At 67.3% G+C, this 18,481-nt stretch carries 12 protein-coding genes and 1 riboswitch; of the genes, 6 read left to right on the forward strand and 6 right to left on the reverse strand.

The genetic code is table 11. The features are described 5' to 3' along the window. Positions 1–29 precede the first annotated feature (29 nt). A complete protein-coding gene (locus AAFF32_RS09685; RefSeq protein WP_342317167.1) occupies positions 30–1,007 on the forward strand; it encodes a hypothetical protein in 978 nt (325 codons plus the stop codon). 83 nt (positions 1,008–1,090) lie between these two features. After that, a complete protein-coding gene (locus AAFF32_RS09690; RefSeq protein WP_216959194.1) occupies positions 1,091–1,621 on the forward strand; it encodes a hypothetical protein in 531 nt (176 codons plus the stop codon). Between the two features lie 1,009 nt (positions 1,622–2,630). On the opposite strand, the gene gcvP is transcribed toward AAFF32_RS09690, so the two are convergent. Together gcvP and AAFF32_RS09700 are read right to left on the reverse strand one after the other, a co-directional pair. Beyond that, a complete protein-coding gene (gene gcvP, locus AAFF32_RS09695; protein ID WP_342317168.1) occupies positions 2,631–5,528 on the reverse strand; it encodes an aminomethyl-transferring glycine dehydrogenase in 2,898 nt (965 codons plus the stop codon). A 56-nt stretch (positions 5,529–5,584) separates the two neighbouring features. Beyond that, positions 5,585–5,715, reverse strand: a riboswitch (glycine riboswitch). A gap of 245 nt (positions 5,716–5,960) precedes the next feature. Further along, entirely contained in the window at positions 5,961–6,542 is a 582-nt protein-coding gene (locus AAFF32_RS09700; RefSeq protein ID WP_342317169.1) for a hypothetical protein, read from the reverse strand. 210 nt (positions 6,543–6,752) lie between these two features. Here AAFF32_RS09700 and AAFF32_RS09705 point away from each other — a divergent pair, with 210 nt between their 5' ends. From AAFF32_RS09705 to AAFF32_RS09715, 3 genes are all read left to right on the forward strand, one after another. Continuing rightward, the gene (locus AAFF32_RS09705) at positions 6,753–9,164 is read left to right on the forward strand and encodes an ESPR-type extended signal peptide-containing protein (RefSeq protein ID WP_342317170.1); all 2,412 of its coding nucleotides are present in this window, start codon (positions 6,753–6,755) and stop codon (positions 9,162–9,164) included. Positions 9,165–9,543: 379 nt separating this feature from the next. After that, the gene (locus AAFF32_RS09710; protein WP_216959185.1) at positions 9,544–9,966 is read left to right on the forward strand and encodes a VOC family protein; all 423 of its coding nucleotides are present in this window, start codon (positions 9,544–9,546) and stop codon (positions 9,964–9,966) included. A gap of 152 nt (positions 9,967–10,118) precedes the next feature. After that, positions 10,119–11,372, forward strand: coding sequence for a multidrug effflux MFS transporter (locus AAFF32_RS09715; RefSeq protein ID WP_342317171.1), 1,254 nt, complete (start codon positions 10,119–10,121; stop codon positions 11,370–11,372). Here the strand turns inward: AAFF32_RS09715 and AAFF32_RS09720 are convergent. From AAFF32_RS09720 to AAFF32_RS09730, 3 genes are all read right to left on the reverse strand, one after another. Further along, on the reverse strand, positions 11,369–12,649 hold the full coding sequence (locus AAFF32_RS09720; RefSeq protein WP_216959179.1) for an amino acid permease: 1,281 nt from the start codon (positions 12,647–12,649) through the stop codon (positions 11,369–11,371). The two genes, AAFF32_RS09715 and AAFF32_RS09720, sit on opposite strands and share 4 nt — an antisense overlap. 208 nt (positions 12,650–12,857) lie before the next feature. Continuing rightward, on the reverse strand, positions 12,858–13,946 hold the full coding sequence (locus AAFF32_RS09725; protein WP_342317172.1) for an aromatic ring-hydroxylating dioxygenase subunit alpha: 1,089 nt from the start codon (positions 13,944–13,946) through the stop codon (positions 12,858–12,860). A gap of 46 nt (positions 13,947–13,992) precedes the next feature. Then, positions 13,993–15,438: an amidohydrolase family protein gene (locus AAFF32_RS09730; RefSeq protein ID WP_342317174.1), complete on the reverse strand. Its 1,446-nt coding sequence runs from the start codon at positions 15,436–15,438 to the stop codon at positions 13,993–13,995. A gap of 105 nt (positions 15,439–15,543) precedes the next feature. On the opposite strand from AAFF32_RS09730, the gene AAFF32_RS09735 reads away from it, so the two are divergent. Further along, positions 15,544–16,395, forward strand: a complete 852-nt coding sequence (locus AAFF32_RS09735) for a LysR family transcriptional regulator (RefSeq protein WP_342317176.1) — start codon at positions 15,544–15,546, stop codon at positions 16,393–16,395. Positions 16,396–16,457: 62 nt separating this feature from the next. Here the strand turns inward: AAFF32_RS09735 and AAFF32_RS09740 are convergent, their stop codons facing one another. Further along, entirely contained in the window at positions 16,458–18,464 is a 2,007-nt protein-coding gene (locus AAFF32_RS09740) for a M2 family metallopeptidase (RefSeq protein WP_342317177.1), read from the reverse strand. Positions 18,465–18,481 lie beyond the last annotated feature (17 nt).

Genomic DNA, 18,481 nt, shown 5'->3' on the forward strand with positions numbered 1-18,481 from the left:
CGTCGCCACGAGCAAGACCGGAGTCACGAATGAACGTTGCAACTGCCCGTACAACCGCCCCGCGATGGAACGCCGAAGTGGCGGCCGGCGACAGCGCCCGTTACGCGCGCTGCATCGAAGTGTCCAGGCGCGTGCGCTGGGACATCGACGCCGACGTGATCCGCGGCCGCGATTTCGATCACGACCGTACCTTCCTCCCCGCCGGGCTCTCGCTCGTCGACCGGATCGATTTCCTCGACGGGAACGAGCGCCGTTTCTTCAGCCAGGTGCAGGGTCGCACCTATGCCTGGATGTTCGGCCTGTGCGAGCGGTTCATCGGCGCGAAGATGCTGCAGACGTCGGGCCAGCACTGGCTGGGCGATCAGAGCGCACTGGAAGCGCTGGTCCGCTTTTCCGACGAGGAGATCAAGCACCAGGAGCTGTTTCGTCGCCTGGAAGTGCTGCTGGAAGCGCGCATGCCGCCCGGCCACGCCAAGATGGCCGAAGCCAACACCGTGGCGATGTTCGTCATGGCGCGCAGCAACTGGGCGGTGCTGGCGCTGATCTTCATGATCGAGCTGTTCGTGCAGCGCCATTACGAGGAAAGCATCGCGCCGAGCCAGGAGCTGTGCCCGCTGTGGAAGGACGTGTTCCTGTTCCATTTCCGCGAAGAGTGCCAGCACTCCGTCGTCGATGAACTGGAACTGCGTGCCGAAGACGCGCGCATCGACGAAGGCGAGCGCGACGTGGCGATCGACGACCTGATCGCGCTGCTGGGCGCGATGGACGACATCCTGCGCGCGCAGGCCGATGCGGATGCGGCGTATTTCGTCGTCGCCTGCGGACGGCCGTTCGGGATGCGCCAGCAACTGCACGTCGTGGACGTGCTGCGTCGGGCGTACCGCTGGCAGTACATCGGCTCGGGCGTGCGCCACCCGCGTTTCGTCCGCGTGCTGGACGAGCTGGCCACGCCGCAGCAGCGAAGGCGACTGGATGTCGCGCTGGAATCGATCGTCCCGGACGTCTGATTCAAAAAACAAAACCCCGATTGCGTATCACGCACCCCACGGCGGCCGCTCACGACGGACGTCGACAGACCGGAATTGCCAAGATGAAAACGATGACCCTGATGGCCGCGCTGGCGATGGTCGCGGCAACCCACTCCATCGCCACCCGCACTGCCTCCGCCAGCGACGCGGCGAACATGCCCGCGCCTGCGATCCGCACCTTCGACCTGCCGACCGTGCGCGTGTACGCGACGGTCGAGCGCGAGCCCGCCCCGCTCGCGATGCAGGCGCCGCGCATCCACGACCTCCCCCCGGTGCGTGTGCATGCGGTGCGTGACGCGCGCGATGTTGCCGTCGAGCGCAGGGAGGCGATTGCGATGCGCACGACGACCGCGCGTCGTGCCTCGCTGGCCATCCCGCGTGGTTCGTTGCGGCGGGGGCTCACGCCGCAGCGCGGTGCGCCGTCGCACGCGGAGCAACGCATGGACCGTTGGATGGCGCTGGGTTGCGTGGTGCGGTTGCGCCTGGCGCGGGTGTGGCCGATGGCGCATTGCGGCGGCGACGGTGCGCGGATGGGCGCGGCCTCGCGCGCCGGCACGATGATGCCGGTGTCGCTGGTCGAGCGACGACGATGAGGTGCTGCGGGGTTCGCGCGGCATTCGGAAGGGCCCCCGCTTTGCGGGGCCTTTTCGTTTGGTGGTTGCGATTGTGGCGGGGCAGGGGAGGGAGGCGGGCCGTAGCGCACGGGCACTTCCTCTACGGCAAACGACTTCACCGTCATCCCGTTCACCGTCATCCCGGCGAAGGCCGGGACCCAGGGCCGTAGCGCACGGGCACTCCCTCTGCCGTGAACCTCCTCACCGTCATTCCAGCGAAAGCTGGAATCCATTTTGATTTGGCTCTAGCGCTCTTTTCGAAGCAAAGACCAAAGCAACAACAAAGCTTCCGATCGGCTACGCCGCTCGGGTCACTTTTCTTTGCTTGCCCAAAGAAAAGTAACCAAAAGAAAGGGCAGTGGGCCCAGATCAATCCCACGACCGGAGGAAGTAAGGGCGCGTTCGCGATTCGCCATCCATGGCTCAGCGCTCACCGCCGCACATCCATGTGCGGCGCCCTTCGGGGCTAGGGACCTGAAAGGCTGTTCGACAGCAGCAGCAGCAGCAACAGCAACAGCAACAGCAATATCAGCAGCAACAGCAAGTCCACCGTAGCCACAGCAAATTCACCGTCATCCCGGCGAAGGCCGGGATCCCGGCCCGTAGCGCACGGGCACTCCCTCTGCGGCAACCCACCTCACCGTCATTCCCGCGAAGGCGGGAATCCAGGGACTTTTCACGCCTTCCCTGCTGCGCTTGAACCGCGACAGCAAAATGGATTCCAGCTTCCGCAGGAATGACGAGAAGTGGCGGAAGGCGTGACAGTCTGGATCCCGGCCTTCGCCGGGATGACGGTTTCTGGCAGACCTTCGCCAGGATGGCGTCATTCCTAGCCCCTCTCCCGCGTGCGGGAGAGGGGTTGGGGTGAGGGCGGGCGCGATCGCGAGAAGCGCCGCAGCGGAACCCCCCAAAAACAAACGCCCCGCAAAAGCGGGGCGTCTGCCTTACAACTTGAGGATGCCGGACAATCCGATGACGCCGAAGCGCCTTACGCCTCCACCGGCTCGTCGTCCTTGTACGCATCCACCGGGATGCACGCGCACATGACGTTCTTGTCGCCGTAGACGTTGTCCACGCGCGCGACCGGCGGCCAGTACTTCTGCAGGCGCAGGCTCGGCAGCGGGAAGGCGGCCAGTTCGCGCGGGTACGCGTGCGTCCACTCGCTCGCCGACACGGCGGTCGCGGTGTGCGGCGCGTTCTTGAGCGGGTTGTCCTCGCGATCCAGTTTGCCTTCTTCCACTGCGCGGATCTCGTCGCGGATCTGGATCATCGCGTCGATGAAGCGATCCAGCTCGTGCAGCGACTCGGACTCCGTCGGCTCCACCATCAGCGTGCCCGCCACCGGGAAGCTCAACGTCGGTGCGTGGAAGCCGAAGTCGATCAGGCGCTTGGCGACGTCTTCGGCCGACACGCCCGTCGCATCCTTCAGCGGACGCAGGTCGAGGATGCACTCGTGCGCGACCAGGTCGTTGCGGCCGGTGTAGAGCGTCTCGTAATGCGGGGCCAGGCGCTTGGCGATGTAGTTGGCGTTGAGCAGCGCCACCTGCGTCGCGCGGCGCAGGCCGGCGGCGCCCATCATCGTCACGTACATCCAGCTGATCGGCAGGATCGAGGCCGAGCCGAAGCTCGCCGCCGACACCATGCCCACCTCGCCGTTGCCAACGCCCTGCGTCTTCACGCCGTCGCCGTTCAGCGCGCCCGGCAGGAACGGCGCCAGGTGCGACTTCACCGCGCACGGGCCGACGCCCGGACCGCCGCCGCCATGCGGAATGCAGAAGGTCTTGTGCAGGTTGAGGTGCGAAACGTCCGAACCCCACTTGCCCGGCTTCGCCAGGCCGACGAGGGCGTTCATGTTGGCGCCGTCGGTGTACACCTGACCGCCGTGCTTGTGGATGATCTCGCAGATCTCGACGACTTCCTCCTCGAACACGCCGTGCGTGGACGGGTAGGTCATCATGATCGCGGCGAGGCGGTCGCTGTACTTTTCGGCAGCGCGGCGGATGTCCTCGACATCGACGTTGCCGTTGCTGTCGGTCTTGGTCACCACGACGGTCATGCCGCACATCTGCGCCGAGGCCGGGTTGGTGCCGTGCGCGGAATCCGGAATCAGGCAGATGTCGCGATGCGCTTCGCCACGCGAGCGGTGGTAGGCGCGGATCGCCAGCAGGCCGGCGTATTCGCCCTGCGCGCCGGAGTTGGGCTGCAGGCTGACGGCGTCGTAGCCGGTGCATTCGACCATCATCGCTTCGAGTTCGTCGATCAGCTGCTTGTAGCCGCTGGCCTGCGACGCCGGAGCGAGCGGGTGCAGGTTGCCGAACTCCGGCCACGTCACCGGGATCATCTCGGCGGTGGCGTTGAGCTTCATGGTGCACGAGCCCAGCGGGATCATCGTGCGATCCATCGCCAGGTCCTTGTCGGCCAGCGAGCGCATGTAGCGCAGCAGTTCGTGTTCGCTGTGGTGCGTGTTGAACACCGGGTGCGTGAGGAACGCGCTGGTGCGCAGCAGGCCCGACGGCAACGCGTCGGAGGCCTTCGCATCCAGCGCATCGACGTCGAGCTTGGCGCCGAACAGCGCGGCGATGGCGACGATGTCCTCGCGCGTGGTCGTTTCGTCCAGCGAGATGCCGACGCTGCGATCGTCGATGCGACGCAGGTTGATGCGCGCGGCCGTGGCCTTGGCGTGGATCGCGTTCGCATCGACATCGACGATGTGCAGCGTGTCGAAGAAGTCCGGGCCGACGGTGACGCCGGCATCGCGCAGGGCGACGGCGAGGAGCGTCGCCAGGCGGTGCGTGCGACGCGCGATGCGCGCAAGGCCTTCCGGGCCGTGGTAGACGGCGTACATCGACGCCATTACCGCCAGCAGCACCTGCGCGGTGCAGATGTTGGACGTGGCCTTCTCGCGGCGGATGTGCTGCTCGCGCGTCTGCAGCGTCAGGCGATACGCGGCCTTGCCTTCGGCGTCGATGGACACGCCGATCAGGCGGCCCGGCATCGAACGCTTGTAGGCGTCACGGCACGCCATGAACGCCGCGTGCGGGCCGCCGAAACCGAACGGCACGCCGAAGCGCTGCGTGTTGCCCACCACGATGTCCGCGCCCCATTCGCCGGGTGCGGCGATCAGCGTCAGCGCGAGCAGGTCGGTGGCGACCGCGACCACGCCGCCGCGTGCGTGTACGGCGTCGGCAAGCGCCTTGTAGTCGTGGATCTGGCCGAAGGTGTTGGGGTACTGCAGCAGCACGCCGAAGCTGTCGATGCTGGCCGCTTCAGCATCGTCGGCGATCACCAGCTCGATCTCGAGCGGTTCGGCGCGCGTGCGCAGCACTTCCAGCGTCTGCGGATGCACGCCGGAGGACACGAAGAAGGTGTTGGACTTCGACTTGGCCGAACGCTTGGCCAGCGTCATCGCTTCGGCGGCGGCGGTGGCTTCATCGAGCAGCGAGGCGTTGGCGATCTCCATGCCGGTCAGCTCGGCGCACATCGTCTGGAAGTTGATCAGCGCTTCCATGCGGCCCTGCGAGATCTCCGCCTGGTACGGCGTGTAGGCCGTGTACCACGCCGGGTTCTCCAGGATGTTGCGCAGGATGACGTTGGGCGTGTGCGTGCCGTAGTAACCCTGGCCGATGAAGCTGCGGAAGACCTGGTTCTTGTCGGCGATCGCGCGGATCTTGGCGATGGCCTCGACCTCGGTGATCGGTGCCGGCAGCGCCAGCGGGGCGGCGGACTTGATCGACGCCGGGACGATCGCGTCGGTCATCGACTCCAGCGAATCGAAGCCGACCACGCCCAGCATCTGGGCGACTTCGGCGTCGTTGGGGCCGATGTGGCGTTCGAGAAAGGCGTCGTGGTGCTCAAGGGCGCGCAGGGAAGGGGTCTTCTGGCTCATTTGACGGGGGCATCCGTAGTTGGCTCGAAAGCCGGCGGTGCGCGGTCGCGCACATGGAGTGCCCCTCTGTCCTTTTGCCTGAGAGTTTCAAAGCGCGGGGCGGGGGAGGATGACCCCGCTGGCTTCTTGCCCCTTCGGCGCCGGTTCCGGCCCCATGGGGGCGGTCGGTCTCTCCAGAGTGTGAGCGGACGGCGGTAATGGGGCCTGAGCGATTCCGGGCGTTTGCGCCTTCGGCAGCGATCCGGGCCATTCAGGCCGGGACCGCTTCTCCCACCGTCTGCTTGCGTGGGAATTATACCCGGGTGGGCTGGCTGCATGCCCGGGCCAGGGCATGTGTGGCCGGGCCTGGCGCTCCCTGGTGGTCACCCCGGCGCAGGCCGGGTCCCGGGAGCGCAGCCTGGCGTTTTGAATCAGGTCATCTGCGCGCCGACGTCATCCCGGCATCGACGTCGTCCCCGGCATCAACGTCATCCCGCCATCAACGTCATCCCCGCCTTCGCGGGGATGACGGCAGGGGCGGTGTGACCTTCCGCCGCTGGAACGCCGGGTTCCGAATCGCGCGCCGAGCAAAAAGCCCGGAGCGCCGAGCTCCGAGCCCCGCACGCCGAGCAAAAAGCCCGGAGCGCCGAGCTCCGTGCCCCGCGCGCCGAGCAAAAAGCCCGGAGCGCCGAGCTCCGAGCCCCGCACGCCGAGCAAAAAGCCTGGAGCGCCGAGCTCCGAGCCCCGCGCGCCGAGCAAAAAGCCCGGAGCGCCGAGCTCCGAGCCCCGCACGCCGAGCAAAAAGCCCGGAACGCCGAGCTCCGAGCCCCGCGCGCCGAGCAAAAAGCGCGGAGCGCCGAGCTCCGAGCCCCGCACGCCGAGCAAAAAGCCCGGAGCGTCGAGCTCCGAGCCCCGCGCGCCGAGCAGGAACGCCTCGTGCTCCGAGTTCGAAGCCTCGCGCACCAAGCCATGAGCCTCGCGCTTCGGTTTTTTCCGAGCTTCGCGCGCCTCCATTGAGTGAAAACGCTTGCGCATGTGTCGCCCGGCGCTCGTTTGAAACCAAACGCCAGCCAAATTTTCGACTAAGACAATTCCTAAGAATTTATTCGGGAACCTCTCTGGGCAGGGTCAAGCAAGTCGGTGTTGGCGTTTAGGAAACGTCTGATTCACGGCGATGCGCCGCTGAGAAGAATTCGCGATGTCGAATTTCCGGCGCCCGACCGCCAACTTTCAGATCCCTCCCAAATGAACAAGATCTACCGCATCGTTTTCAACACCGTGACCGGCCGTTGGGTCGTCGCTTCCGAACTTGCCACGGGCCGCAAGAAGGCTGCGTCCAGCGCGCCGGCCACCCTGGCTGCGCTCACGTTCGTCCTGGGCGCCGTGGGCGCGTCCAGCGCGTTCGCCGCCCCCGCGCCCGCCAACTCCTACACCAGCGGTCTGGTCTCCAATGGTGGCGGCACCTGCTTCAATTCCTCCGATCCGGGTGTTATCGCCAGCAGTGCGTCCGAGTGCAATTCCGGTGGTGGCTACATGCAAGCCGCGATGATCTCCTACGATGCGGCCGGCAATTGGGGTGCCTACGTCACCGTGAACGACCCCAACTCGGTCCGTCTGGGCGCGGGCGGCGTCGACAAGCTGACGATCACGAACACCGGCCTGAGCGTCCTGGACACCTTGTCGATGTCCAACCACAAGATCACCGGCCTGGCCGACGGCACCGTCGCCAGCGATGCGGCTACCTATGGTCAGCTCGTCAGCGCCACCAAGTACTTCCATGTCAACTCGACGCTGGCCGATTCGTTGGCGACCGGCCCCGAGGCCATTGCCGTGGGCGGCGGAGCCGTGTCGTCGGGTACGGGTTCCTCGATCGCGATTGGTCAGAACACGAGTTCCGTGGGGCAGGCGACCATCGCCGTTGGTCAGAGCGCCAGCTCCCTGGGCTCGGCCAGCATCGCGATTGGCCAGCGTGCCGCGAACGTGGCCGGTGCCAACAACTCCATCTCCATCGGTGGCGACTCCAAGTCCGGCGACAAGTCCGTGGCGATGGGCAACGGCGCCGATGCGTCGACCGCGTCCTGGGCGACGGCCATTGGCACCAATTCCAAGGTGACGGGCCTAAGCGGCCTGGCGGTGGGCGAGACCTCCCAGGCGGGCGGCACTTCTGCCGTTGCGTTGGGCAGCAACGCCAATGCCTCCGCTGGAAACAGCGTGGCGCTGGGCGCGCGCTCCACCACCACCGCCGACCTGACCCAGGCCGGTTACAACCCGGGCTCGGCCGCGCTGTCGGGCACTGCCTCGACCGCCAACGGCGAAGTTTCGATCGGCTCGGCCGGCAAGGAGCGTCGCCTGACGAACCTGGCCGCCGGTTCGGCCCTCACCGATGCCGTCAACGTCAGCCAGCTCAAGGCGCAGGACGCCACTGTCGATAAGCAGGGTGCCGACACGGCCGCTGCGCTCGGCGGCGGTTCGACCTACAACGCCACCACCGGTGCGGTTTCCGCGCCGAGCTACGCGCTGTCCAATGCCAATTCGATCGGCGGCACCTCCGGTGCGGCGGCCGACGTGGGTGCGGGCTTCGTAAAGGTCGATGGCGCGCTGGGCAAGCTCAACACGGCGGTGACGCAGAACACGTCCGACATCAGCGCCCTCGGTGGCCGCGTGACGACTGCCGAAGGCAACATCAACACGCTCAACACCAACGTCGCCGGCAACACGTCGTCGATCAATAGCCTGCAGACCACGGTCAACAACATCAGCAACGGCACGGTTGGCCTGGTGCAGCAGTCGGTTGCCGGTGCGAACCTGACGGTGGGCAAGGACACGGACGGTGCGGCGGTGGACTTCACCGGCACGAATGGCGCGCGCAAGCTGCTCAACGTGGCCGACGGCACCGTGGCCGCGAACAGCAAGGACGCCGTCAACGGCGGTCAGCTGTACACGACCAACCAGGCCGTGACGCAGAACACGACCGACATCGCCGGCAACACAGCGGCGATCACGGTCGCCAAGGACAGCGACGGTACGTCGGTGAACATGGCCGGCACGGCGGGCGACCGCGTGGTGACGGGCGTGGCCGCGGCCAAGGCCGACAACGATGCGGTGAACCTGGGCCAGTTGAAGTCGGCGGGCGTGATCGGTGCCAACGGCGAGTCCAAGTCGGTGATGACCTACGACGATGCTGGCAAGACCAGCATGACGATGGGCGGCGAAGGCGCGACCACGGCCGTGACGATCCACAACGTCGCCGACGGCGTGGCCGATCACGACGCGGTCAACGTGTCCCAGCTCAACACGCGTCTGCAGCAGAACACCACCGAAGTGCTGGTCCAGGCCAACAGCTACACCGACCAGAAGATCGACGACGTGTGGAATGGCATGGACAAGCTCGCGACCCAGGTGATGAAGCAGGACCGCAGCATCAGCCAGCACGGTGCGATGTCGATGGCGCAGGCGCAGATGGCGTCGGGTGCCGCGGCCGCCGCCGTGGGCAATCCGAACGGTGCATGGTCGGTGGGCCTGGGCATGGAGCAGGGGTATGGCGCGATCTCCGCCGGCTACGCCAAGCCGGTCGGCAAGAAGAGCCAGGTCAGCTTCGGTGCGGCGTTCAGCGGCGACGAGCGCTCGGTGGGCGTGGGTTTTGCGCACAAGCTGTAACGGGTAGCGCGACACGTTTGTAGTGGTGGGAGGACGGGGCGGGAAACCGCCCCGTTCTTTTTGCTTCGCGCTGCGCGCCCCCTCTTCCGCCCCTTCGGGGCACCTTCTCCCGCGAGGGGAGAAGGGGAAAGCAAGGCAACAACAGCAACAACAGCAGCAACAGCAGCAACAACAGCAGCAACAACAGCAGCAACAACAGCAGCAACAGCAACAGCAACACCTGCAACAGCTCCAGCAACTCCGCGAGAAGCACCTGCGTTGCCCTCTCCCCTTGCGGCGACCGAAGGGAGTGCAGGGCTGAGAGGGGCAGGCCGCCACAGACGGCCAGGGAGAGGGGTAGGGCTCGCGGTATCCTGTGCACCCGCGCAGGATGCCGACCATGCCCACACCGCCGTTCCGCTTGCAGCAGATCGACCACGTCGTGCTGCGCGTTCGCGACGTGCCGGCCATGGTCGCCTTCTACTGCGACGTGCTCGGCTGCACCGTCGAGCGTCGACAAGAAACCATCGGCCTGACCCAGCTGCGCGCCGGCCGCTCGCTGATCGACCTGATCGATGTGCAGGGCACGATCGGCCGCCAGGGCGGTGCCGCGCCCGGGCACGAAGGCCGCAACATGGACCATCTGTGCCTGCGTGCCGAACCGTTCGACCTCCATGCGATCCTCGCCCACCTCCACGCATACGGCGCGCACGTGGCCGAGTTTGGTTCGCGCTACGGCGCAGAAGGCAAAGGGCCGTCTCAGTATCTCTACGATCCGGAAGGCAATCTCGTCGAGCTGAAAGGAGCGCCGGACGAAACCTGAGCGTCTTCCGTTCTTCCGTCATTCCCGCGAAAGCGGGAATCCAGCGACTTGCTCCGGCCGCGACCTGACGCGCGATGAAGTCACTGGATTCCTGCTTTCGCAGGAATGACGGCCCTGATGATCATCCGCAGTATCCAGCCCGCTCCCACTCCATGCCCAGCCAACCCGCCACGCTCTCCATTCCCATCCGAACACTCGCGCTCCTGCTCGGCGGGCTGGCGATGTTCGGGCCGTTCTCGATCGACACGATTTTCCCCGCGTTCCCCGCCATCGGCGCGCAGTTCGGCGCGGACAAGCTGGCGATGCAGCAGACCATCAGCGTTTACCTGGTCGCCTATGCGCTCACCAGCATCGTGCACGGCCCGTTGTCGGATGCGATCGGGCGGCGGCGCGTCATCCTCGGCGGCCTGGTGATCTTCGCCATCGCCTCGGCCGGCTGCGCGCTGGCGAAGGACCTGCCGACGCTGCTGACCTTCCGCGCGCTGCAGGGACTGTCGTCCGGCGTGGGCTTGATCGTCGGCCGCGCGGTCATCCGCGACGTGCTGCACGGCGACGACGCGCAACGACTGATGAGCCAGGTGTCGATGATCTTCGGCGTGGCGCCGGCGGTGGCGCCGGTGGTCGGCGGCTGGATTCTCGGCTGGGCGCACTGGCCGGCGATCTTCTGGTTCCTGGTCGTGTTCGCCGTGGTGCTGATCCTTGCGACCTGGCGCATGCTGCCGGAAACGCATCCGGTCGATGCGCGATTGCCGATGGTGCCGCGTCGCCTGCTGCGCGATTACGTCGCCATCCTGATCAATCCGCGCTTCCAGCGCCTGGCCGCAGCGAGCGCGTTCAACTTCGCCGCGCTGTGGGTGTACATCGCCTCGGCGCCGGCGTTCGTGATGGACATCCTCAAGCTCAGCGAGCGCGAGTTCGGCTGGTTCTTCGTGCCGATGATCAGCGGCATGGTGCTGGGCGCATTCGTGTCCGGGCGCAGCGCGGGCAAGGTCAGCGGCGCGCGGCTGGTGTCGATCGGCTTCGCCTGCTCGGCGGTCGCGATGCTGCTCAACCTGGGCTACAACCTGTGGACCGACGTGCCGCGCGTGCCGTGGGCGGTGTTGCCGATGATGCTCAACGCATTCGGCATCGCGCTGGTGTTTCCGATCGTGACGCTGTCGATCCTGGACATGTACCCGCGCCAGCGCGGTTCGTCTTCGTCGTTGCAGGCCTTCACCAGCCTGGTGCTGAACGCGCTGATCGCCGGCGTGCTGTCGCCGTGGATCAGCGGCCATGCGCTGTGGCTGGTGGCGGCGGCTACTGTGTTCCTGGCGGTGGGCTATGCATTCTGGCGCTGGGAAGCGCGCGTTTCGCGCCTGCGCAGCCGCAGCGAGGCGGCGCCCGGCGTGCCGGGCGAAACGCTCTAGTTCGCCAGCGCCGCGCGACGTCGCATGGCCCAGTGCAGCGGCAGTCCGGCGACGATCAGCACCGCGCCCCACGCCAATGCTTCCGCGCCGATGCCGAACATCGCATACAGGCTGTAGGCCAGCGCGAGCGCAGCGACGATGCGACTGCCCGCGCCGTGGCCGCGCACCAGCCATGCCATGCTGCTGACCACGTAAGGCAGCAGTGTCGCGGCGGTGGAGAGCAGGATCGAGAAGGTGAACACCTGCACGAGCGAGCGGCTGTAGTTCGCCGCGACCAGCGCACTGGCCAGCAGGCTGCTCACGATCACGCCGAACACGGGCGTGCCGCCGGCATCGAGCTTGGTGAAGACCTTCGGAAACACGCCGTCGCGCGCGGCGGCCAGCGGCAGTTGCGCCGACAGCAGGATCCAGCCGTTGAGCGCGCCGAAGCAGGAGATCGCCATCACCACGGCGAGCGTCACGCCCGCCGCCGGACCCCACAGCGAACGCGCGGCATCGGCCATCGGGGCCTGCGAATCCTTCAACACTTCGGCCGGCAACAGGCCGAGCACGGCGGTGCAGGCGAGGATCGTCGCCACACCGGCCAGGAGGGTGCCCAGCACCGTCGCGCGCGGCACGTTGACCTGCGCGTTTTCCGTCGAGCCTGCGGGCACGGTCGCGGCCTCCAGGCCGAGCATCGCCCAGAGCGTCAATGCCACGGCGGCATTGGCGACATGGGGCAGGCTGTCGCCGGTGGGATTGAACGGCGTGTAGTGCTTCGCATCGACGAACCACAGCGCGACCAGGCCGAACAGCAGCAGCGGCAGCAGCTTCAGTGCAGTGGTGACGAGCTGCACGCGCCCGGCTTCGCGCAGGCCGATGAGGTTCACGCCGCTGCACACCCACAGCGCGCCCAGCGCGCACGCGGCCGCGCGCAGCGGAGTCGCGGTGAGCGCGGGGAAGATCGACCCCATGCTGCCGGCGAAGGCGACGGCGATTGCGGCCGTGGCGCACCAGATCGAGATCCAGTAGCTCCACGCGATGACGAATCCCGGCAACTCGCCGAAGGCATTGCGCGCGAACACGTAGGGCCCGCCGGTCTGCGGCCAGCGCATGGACAGGCGGGCGAAGGTGATCGCCAGCAGCATCGCGCCGGCCAGCGTGATGCCCCAGCCGAGCAGGCTGGCCGCGCCGAACGGCGCCAGCGCCGCCGGCAGCAGGAAGGCGCCGGAGCCGATCATGCTGCCGACGACGAGCGCGGTGGCGGACCAGAAGCCGAGAGGGCGGGAAGTGGTCATGGAGGCGTCAGATGGGAAGGGCTCGGCGGACTCGACGCGCGGTGCGCATACACCGTTCGTCCTGAGCGTAGCGAAGCGAAGTCGAAGGACGGGCGGGCCTTGATGCCGGCAGCGCCCTTCGACTTCGGCGCTTCGCGCCTACGCTCAGGGCGAACGGACAAGAGGCGCTTCCGATGCGATCTGCGGGACGGACGCGAAGCGAGCGCGCTCACGCGCCATCCGCGCGATACACCGAACGCAGCAGCTCATGGAAATGGTGCACTGCGTTCTCGCGCAGCGGATTCAGGCGCCCGGGCTCGTACGAGCCCGACGACAGCCCGCGTTGCACGTCCTCGCAGATGGTGAGGTCTTCCAGTTGCACTTCATCGCTGAAGTCCAGGTCGGCCTGGCGGCGTTCGCGGCCCGTGTCGGATTCGTCGACGGCGTAGTAGAAGTCGAACTCCACGCGGCAGCGATCCACGCCCTTGGGAATCACGCGGTTGGTCTGCAGGCGGCCGGGCAGGATGTTGAGCATCGTGTTCGGCCACATCCAGTAGTACAGGGCGTCGCCGTCGCCGTAGAGGCCGTCGCCGCTTTCCAGCGGGCTCCATTGGTAGGAGTACCAGTGCGCCGTTTCGGTGATGTAGCTGCGGTAGTCGAGCAGCTTGTTCAGTCCGGGATGAATGTGCGGGACGTGGTAGCCCTCGAGGTAGTTGTCGACGTAGACCTTCCAGTTGCAGGCGACGTCGTAGCCGACGCGACGGTGGTGGCCGTAGCGTTCGAGATGACGCGTGGGGCCGATGCGCGCGTCGATGCCGGCCACGAAGGCATCGAAGTCCGGCGCGCGCGCTTCGTCCACGGCGGCGAACACCATGCCCTGCCACACCCGCACCGCCAGCTGCGGCAGGTGCACGTCGCTTACGTTGAAGTCGGGCGCGCCGCCCATCTCCGGTGCCGAGCGCAACGTGCCGTCGAGCGTGTAGGTCCAGCCGTGGTAGCGGCAACGCAACGCCTTCGCGGCCAGGCCGTCGCAGGTCGCGATGGGGCCGGCGCGATGGCGGCAGACGTTGTGGAACACGCGGATCTCGTCGTCCGCGCCGCGCACCGCGATGACCGGCAACCCGGCGAAGTCGCCGACGACGTGGTCGCCCGCGTTCTGCAGCTGGCAGACGTGGGCGAGCAGTTGCCAGCCGGCGTCGAAGATGGCGCGGCGGTCCAGCGCCACCATCGCCGGGTCCGCGTAGTAGCGGGCGGGCAGGGCGGTGGCGTGGTCGAGGGGCTGCGGGGCGAGGTCGGGAAGGCGGTCGGCGCGGTTCATGCGCGCAGGGTACGACCGCCTCCGCTATTTGGGGAAGCGCCGCCGCTCAGGGGCTCGCTGGCGCCTGCGCCCGCTGCGCCGCAACACGACGCGCCACGTCGGCCAGCATCGCGTCCAGATCGGCGCGGCCGTGGACCTGGCCGCGAAGCACGACCGCGTGGATCCTGCGCGTCGCCGAGATGTCGCGCAGCGGGTCGGCGTCCAGCAGCACGACGTCGGCGATCTTGCCCGGCGCCAGCGTGCCGTATTCGTCGTCATGGCCTAGGAAACGCGCGCCGTTGATGGTCGCCGCCTGCAATGCCTGCTGCGGCGTCAGGCCGTAATGCACCAGCCAGCCCAGCTCGTCGTGCAGGCCGATGCCCGGATAGTTGTATGAGTTGAGGAAGCCCGCATCGGTGCCGGCGAGGATCGTGACGCCGGCGCGTTGCAGCATCGGCAGCACGCTGGCGCTGGTCTCGAAACGTTCGTGGCGACGCGCGACGGCGGCGGCATCGTCCTTCGCCGCGCGCTCCACACGCCAGGTGTAGGTCGCCTGCAGGCCCGGGCCGATGTACTTCAGGTAGTCGTCGTCGCGGTGATCGTCCTGGTCGAGGTAGGTCACCACGCGGCTGCCGTTGATCGTCGGCGTGATCGCGGTGCCGTGCCGAGCGAGGTTGCGGTAGGCGGCCATCGCACGGGCGGGATCGAAGGTGGCGTTCCACTGCGTCCATGCGTCGCGGCTGGTGGTCTCGCCCCTGGCGATCTTCTCGCCCAGCGATTTCTCCAGCGGCGATCCCGCTTTGTAGGCGTAGTCCAGGTGTTCGATCGAATCCAGGCCGGCGGCGCTGACTTCCTCCAGCGTCAGCGCGTAGGGCACGTGCGCGGAGGTCTTCAGGCCGCGACGGTCGGCGTTTTTCACCGCTTCGATGAACAGCTCCGGCGAAAGCGTGTTGTCGGTGATCTTGACGAAGTCGACCTTCCAGCCCTGGAGCTGGTCGAGCGCGGCATCGAGTTCGGCGACGTTGCCGATTTCCAGATCGCCCGGCCAGATCGACTTGTAGCCTTCGATCTTCGGCCCGGACGTGAGGATGCGCGGACCCGGGAGCTTGCCGTCGGCGACGGCGTCGCGCCATTGGAAGACGCTCGGGCTCAGGTCGCCGGCGGCGTCGCGCACGGCAGTGATGCCATGGGCGACGTACAGCGGGAGCAGGTTGCGGTTCTCTCCGATCAACGCTTCGCCGCCGCCGAAGTGCACGTGCATGTCCCACAGGCCGGGGATGGCGAACTTGCCGCTTGCATCGATCACCTGCGCGGGCTCGTACGCTTTCGCACGCTTGGCATCCACCACGGCGAGGATGCGGCCGTCGCGCACGGCGATGCTGCGGTGGGGCTGCAGCTTGCCGGTGGCGATGTCGACGACGGTGGCGTCGCGCACGAGCAGATCGACGCGCTCGGCGGCGGACGCGTGGCCGGCGACCAGCAGGGCGAGCGAGAGGGCCAGGGGCTTGTTCATGGACGGCGGCGGGATTCGGGGATCGGGGAAACCATACGGTTTGCGCGTGGCATCGCCCAATTAAATAATCCCATCCACTCCAGTGGGAAATCGAATGGCGGCCCCATGTACGACCCCCTGCTTCTGCGCAGCTTCGTCGCCGTGGTTGAATCCGGCGGCTTCACCCGCGCGGCCCAGGCGCTGCACCTGACCCAGTCCACCGTGAGCCAGCAGCTGCGGCGGCTGGAGGAGGAAGTCGGGCAGCGACTGCTCGAACGTGAACCCGGCGGCGTGCGTCCCACTCAGGCCGGTGAGCGCCTGCTCGGCTATGCGCGGCGCCTGCTCCAGTTGGGCGATGAGGCGCGCGCGGCGATGAGCGGCGGCGATCGCGAGGAGATCGTGCGCCTGGGCGTGCCGGAGGATCTGGCGGGCGCGGCGCTCACGCCGGTGCTGTCGGCTTTCGCGCGTCATCGTGGTGGACTGCGACTGGAAGTGACGAGCGGGCTCAGCGGCGCGCTGTCGGCCGGTTATGAACGGGGCGAGTTCGACGTCGTGCTGGTCAAGCAGCGTGGCGCGGGCGGTGTGCGTTCGTGGCCGGAACGGCTGGCGTGGATCGACAGTCGCGACCATCCGTGCCTCTCGCTCGATCCGCTGCCACTGGCGGTGTTTCCGGTCGGCGGGCTGTATCGCGAAGAGATGTTCCAGGCGCTGGACGCGAAACAGCGGGGGTGGCGCATCGCGTATTCCAGCGGCAGCCTGGCGAGCCTGCAGGCGGCGGTCGCCGACGGGCTCGGCATCAGCCTGTTGCCGCTGCGGGCGGTGCGCGCGGGGCATCGCGTTCTTGAACCGCGCGATGGCCTGCCCGTGATGCGTCCACTTCGCCTGGCGCTGCACCATCGCACGGAAGCGTCGGCCACCGTGCTGGCGCTGGTGGACAAGCTCGCGCGGCGCTGCGAGCAGCTCACCGCGCCGGACTGAGCCGCATCAAAGCGAAAGGCCGGCTTGCGCCGGCCTTTCGTGGTACCGCGAACGAAGCGCGATCAGCTCTTCGCCGGAGCCGCCGGCTTGTCCGTCGGCGCCGGTGCGGCGACGCTGGCATCGGCCTGCCAGCCGCAGGTCTTGCCTTCGTTCTGCTGCTTCAGCCACGTCTGCAGCGGGGCGAAGTACTCCAGCACCGCCGAGGCGTCCATCTGCTCGCCGCCGGTGAGCTCCTTCAGCGTCTTCTGCCACGGCTGGCTCGCGCCCTTGCTCAGCATCGCCTGGAACTTCGCACCGGCTTCCTTGTTGCCGTAGAAGCTGCACTCGTACAGCGGGCCCTTGTGGCCGGCCGCATCGCACAGCGCCTTGTAGAACTGGAACTGCAGCACGTGCGAGAGGAAGTAGCGCGTGTACGGCGTGTTGCCCGGCACGTGGTACTTCGCGCCGGCGTCGAAGAACTCTTCGCCGCGCGCCGATACCGGGGCGACGCCCTGGTACTTGGCCTTCAGTTCCCACCACGCCTTGTTGTAGTCGGCCGGCTTGATCGAGCCGTCGAACACGCCCCAGCGCCAGCGGTCGATCATCAGGCCGAACGGCAGGAACGACACCTTCGCCAGCGCCATGCGCATCTGCGCGTTGATCAGCGCCTCGTTGCTCACCTGCTGGTCGCCGGCCAGGCCGATCGACTGCAGGTACTGCGGCGTCATCGCCAGCACGATCGTGTCGCCGATGGCCTCGTGGAAGCCGTCGTGCGCGCCTTGCTGGAACAGCGGCGGCAGCTTGTTGTAGGCCATGTAGTAATACACGTGGCCGAGCTCGTGGTAGATCGTGGTGAAGTCTTCTTCGTTGGGCTTGATGCACATCTTGGTGCGCACGTCGCCGGCCATGTTCATGTCCCACGCGCTGGCGTGGCAGACCACGTCGCGGTCACGCGGCTTGATGAACTGCGTCTTGGACCAGTAGCTCTCCGGCAGCTTGGCCATGCCGAGCGAGGTGTAGAAGTCCTGCGCGCGTTCGGTCATCAGCTTGGCGGTGGCGAGCTTGGCGTCCTGCTCGATCTGCGCCAGGTCGTCCGGCGAGCGCTTGCCCGGGTTCTTGGTCAGCTGCGCGTCGAACGACGCCTTGTACTGCGATTCCAGCGCGCCGGTGATTTCCGGAATGCTCGCGTCCGGGTACGGCGCCAGGATGTCCCACCGGTTGCCCCAGTCCTGCTGCCACATGTTGCCCAACAGGTGCGCGGGCAGCATGTTGCCGGCGACGTGGCCGCGATCGGTGCCGTACTTCGCATCCAGGCGCGTGCGCGCGAAGCAGTGCAGCTGTTCGTACAGCGGCTTGACCTGGCTCCACAGGCGGTCGGTTTCGGCGGCGATTTCCGCCGGCGTCATGTCGTAACCCGAGCGCCACATCTCGCCTGTGTCGGCGAAGCCCATGTCGCGCGCGCCTTCGTTGACCAGTTCGACGAAGCGCACGTAGTCCTTGCGCATCGGCTGCGCGACGGTGTGCCAGCCCTGCCACGCATCGAGCTGGGCGTCGTAGTCGCGGTTGCTGCGTAGCACGTCTTCCAGATCACCGAGCTGGCGGCACTGCTTGTCGTCGCCTTCGCCTTTGCAGTAGGTGCCGGCGCCGTAGGTGCCTTCCATCTTCGTGGCGATCTGGGTGAGCTCGGCCAGATGCTCGGGATTCTTCGGCGGCGGCATCGCGGTGCCGAGCTTGAGCAACTGGATCGCGCGCGCCGTTTCCGGCGACATCTGCTGGCCTTCGAAGCGCTTGGCCTGATCGATCCAGCTGTTGAGCTGGGCGAGGTAGCGCTCGTTCGCCTTGGCCGACAGCAGCTGGCTGTCGTCGTTGATGTAGGTCGACGACAGCCACTGCGCGGCGGTCATCTCCGGATACATCTTCCGATACTCGTCGTTGACCCGGGCGACGAACTGGTCGGCGGTCTCGCCGGCCGGCGCGGTGGCGGGCGCTCCGGTGGTCGTGGTCGGGGTCGGTTCCTTCTTGCAACCGCCCAGGCCGATCACGGCCGCGGTAATGCTGAGCGCGAGCAGGGCGCGGATGGGTTTCGTCATGGCTCTCTCCGGTAAGA

It is taken from the genome of Lysobacter sp. FW306-1B-D06B (assembly GCF_038446665.1).
Taxonomy (GTDB): Bacteria; Pseudomonadota; Gammaproteobacteria; order Xanthomonadales; family Xanthomonadaceae; genus Lysobacter_J.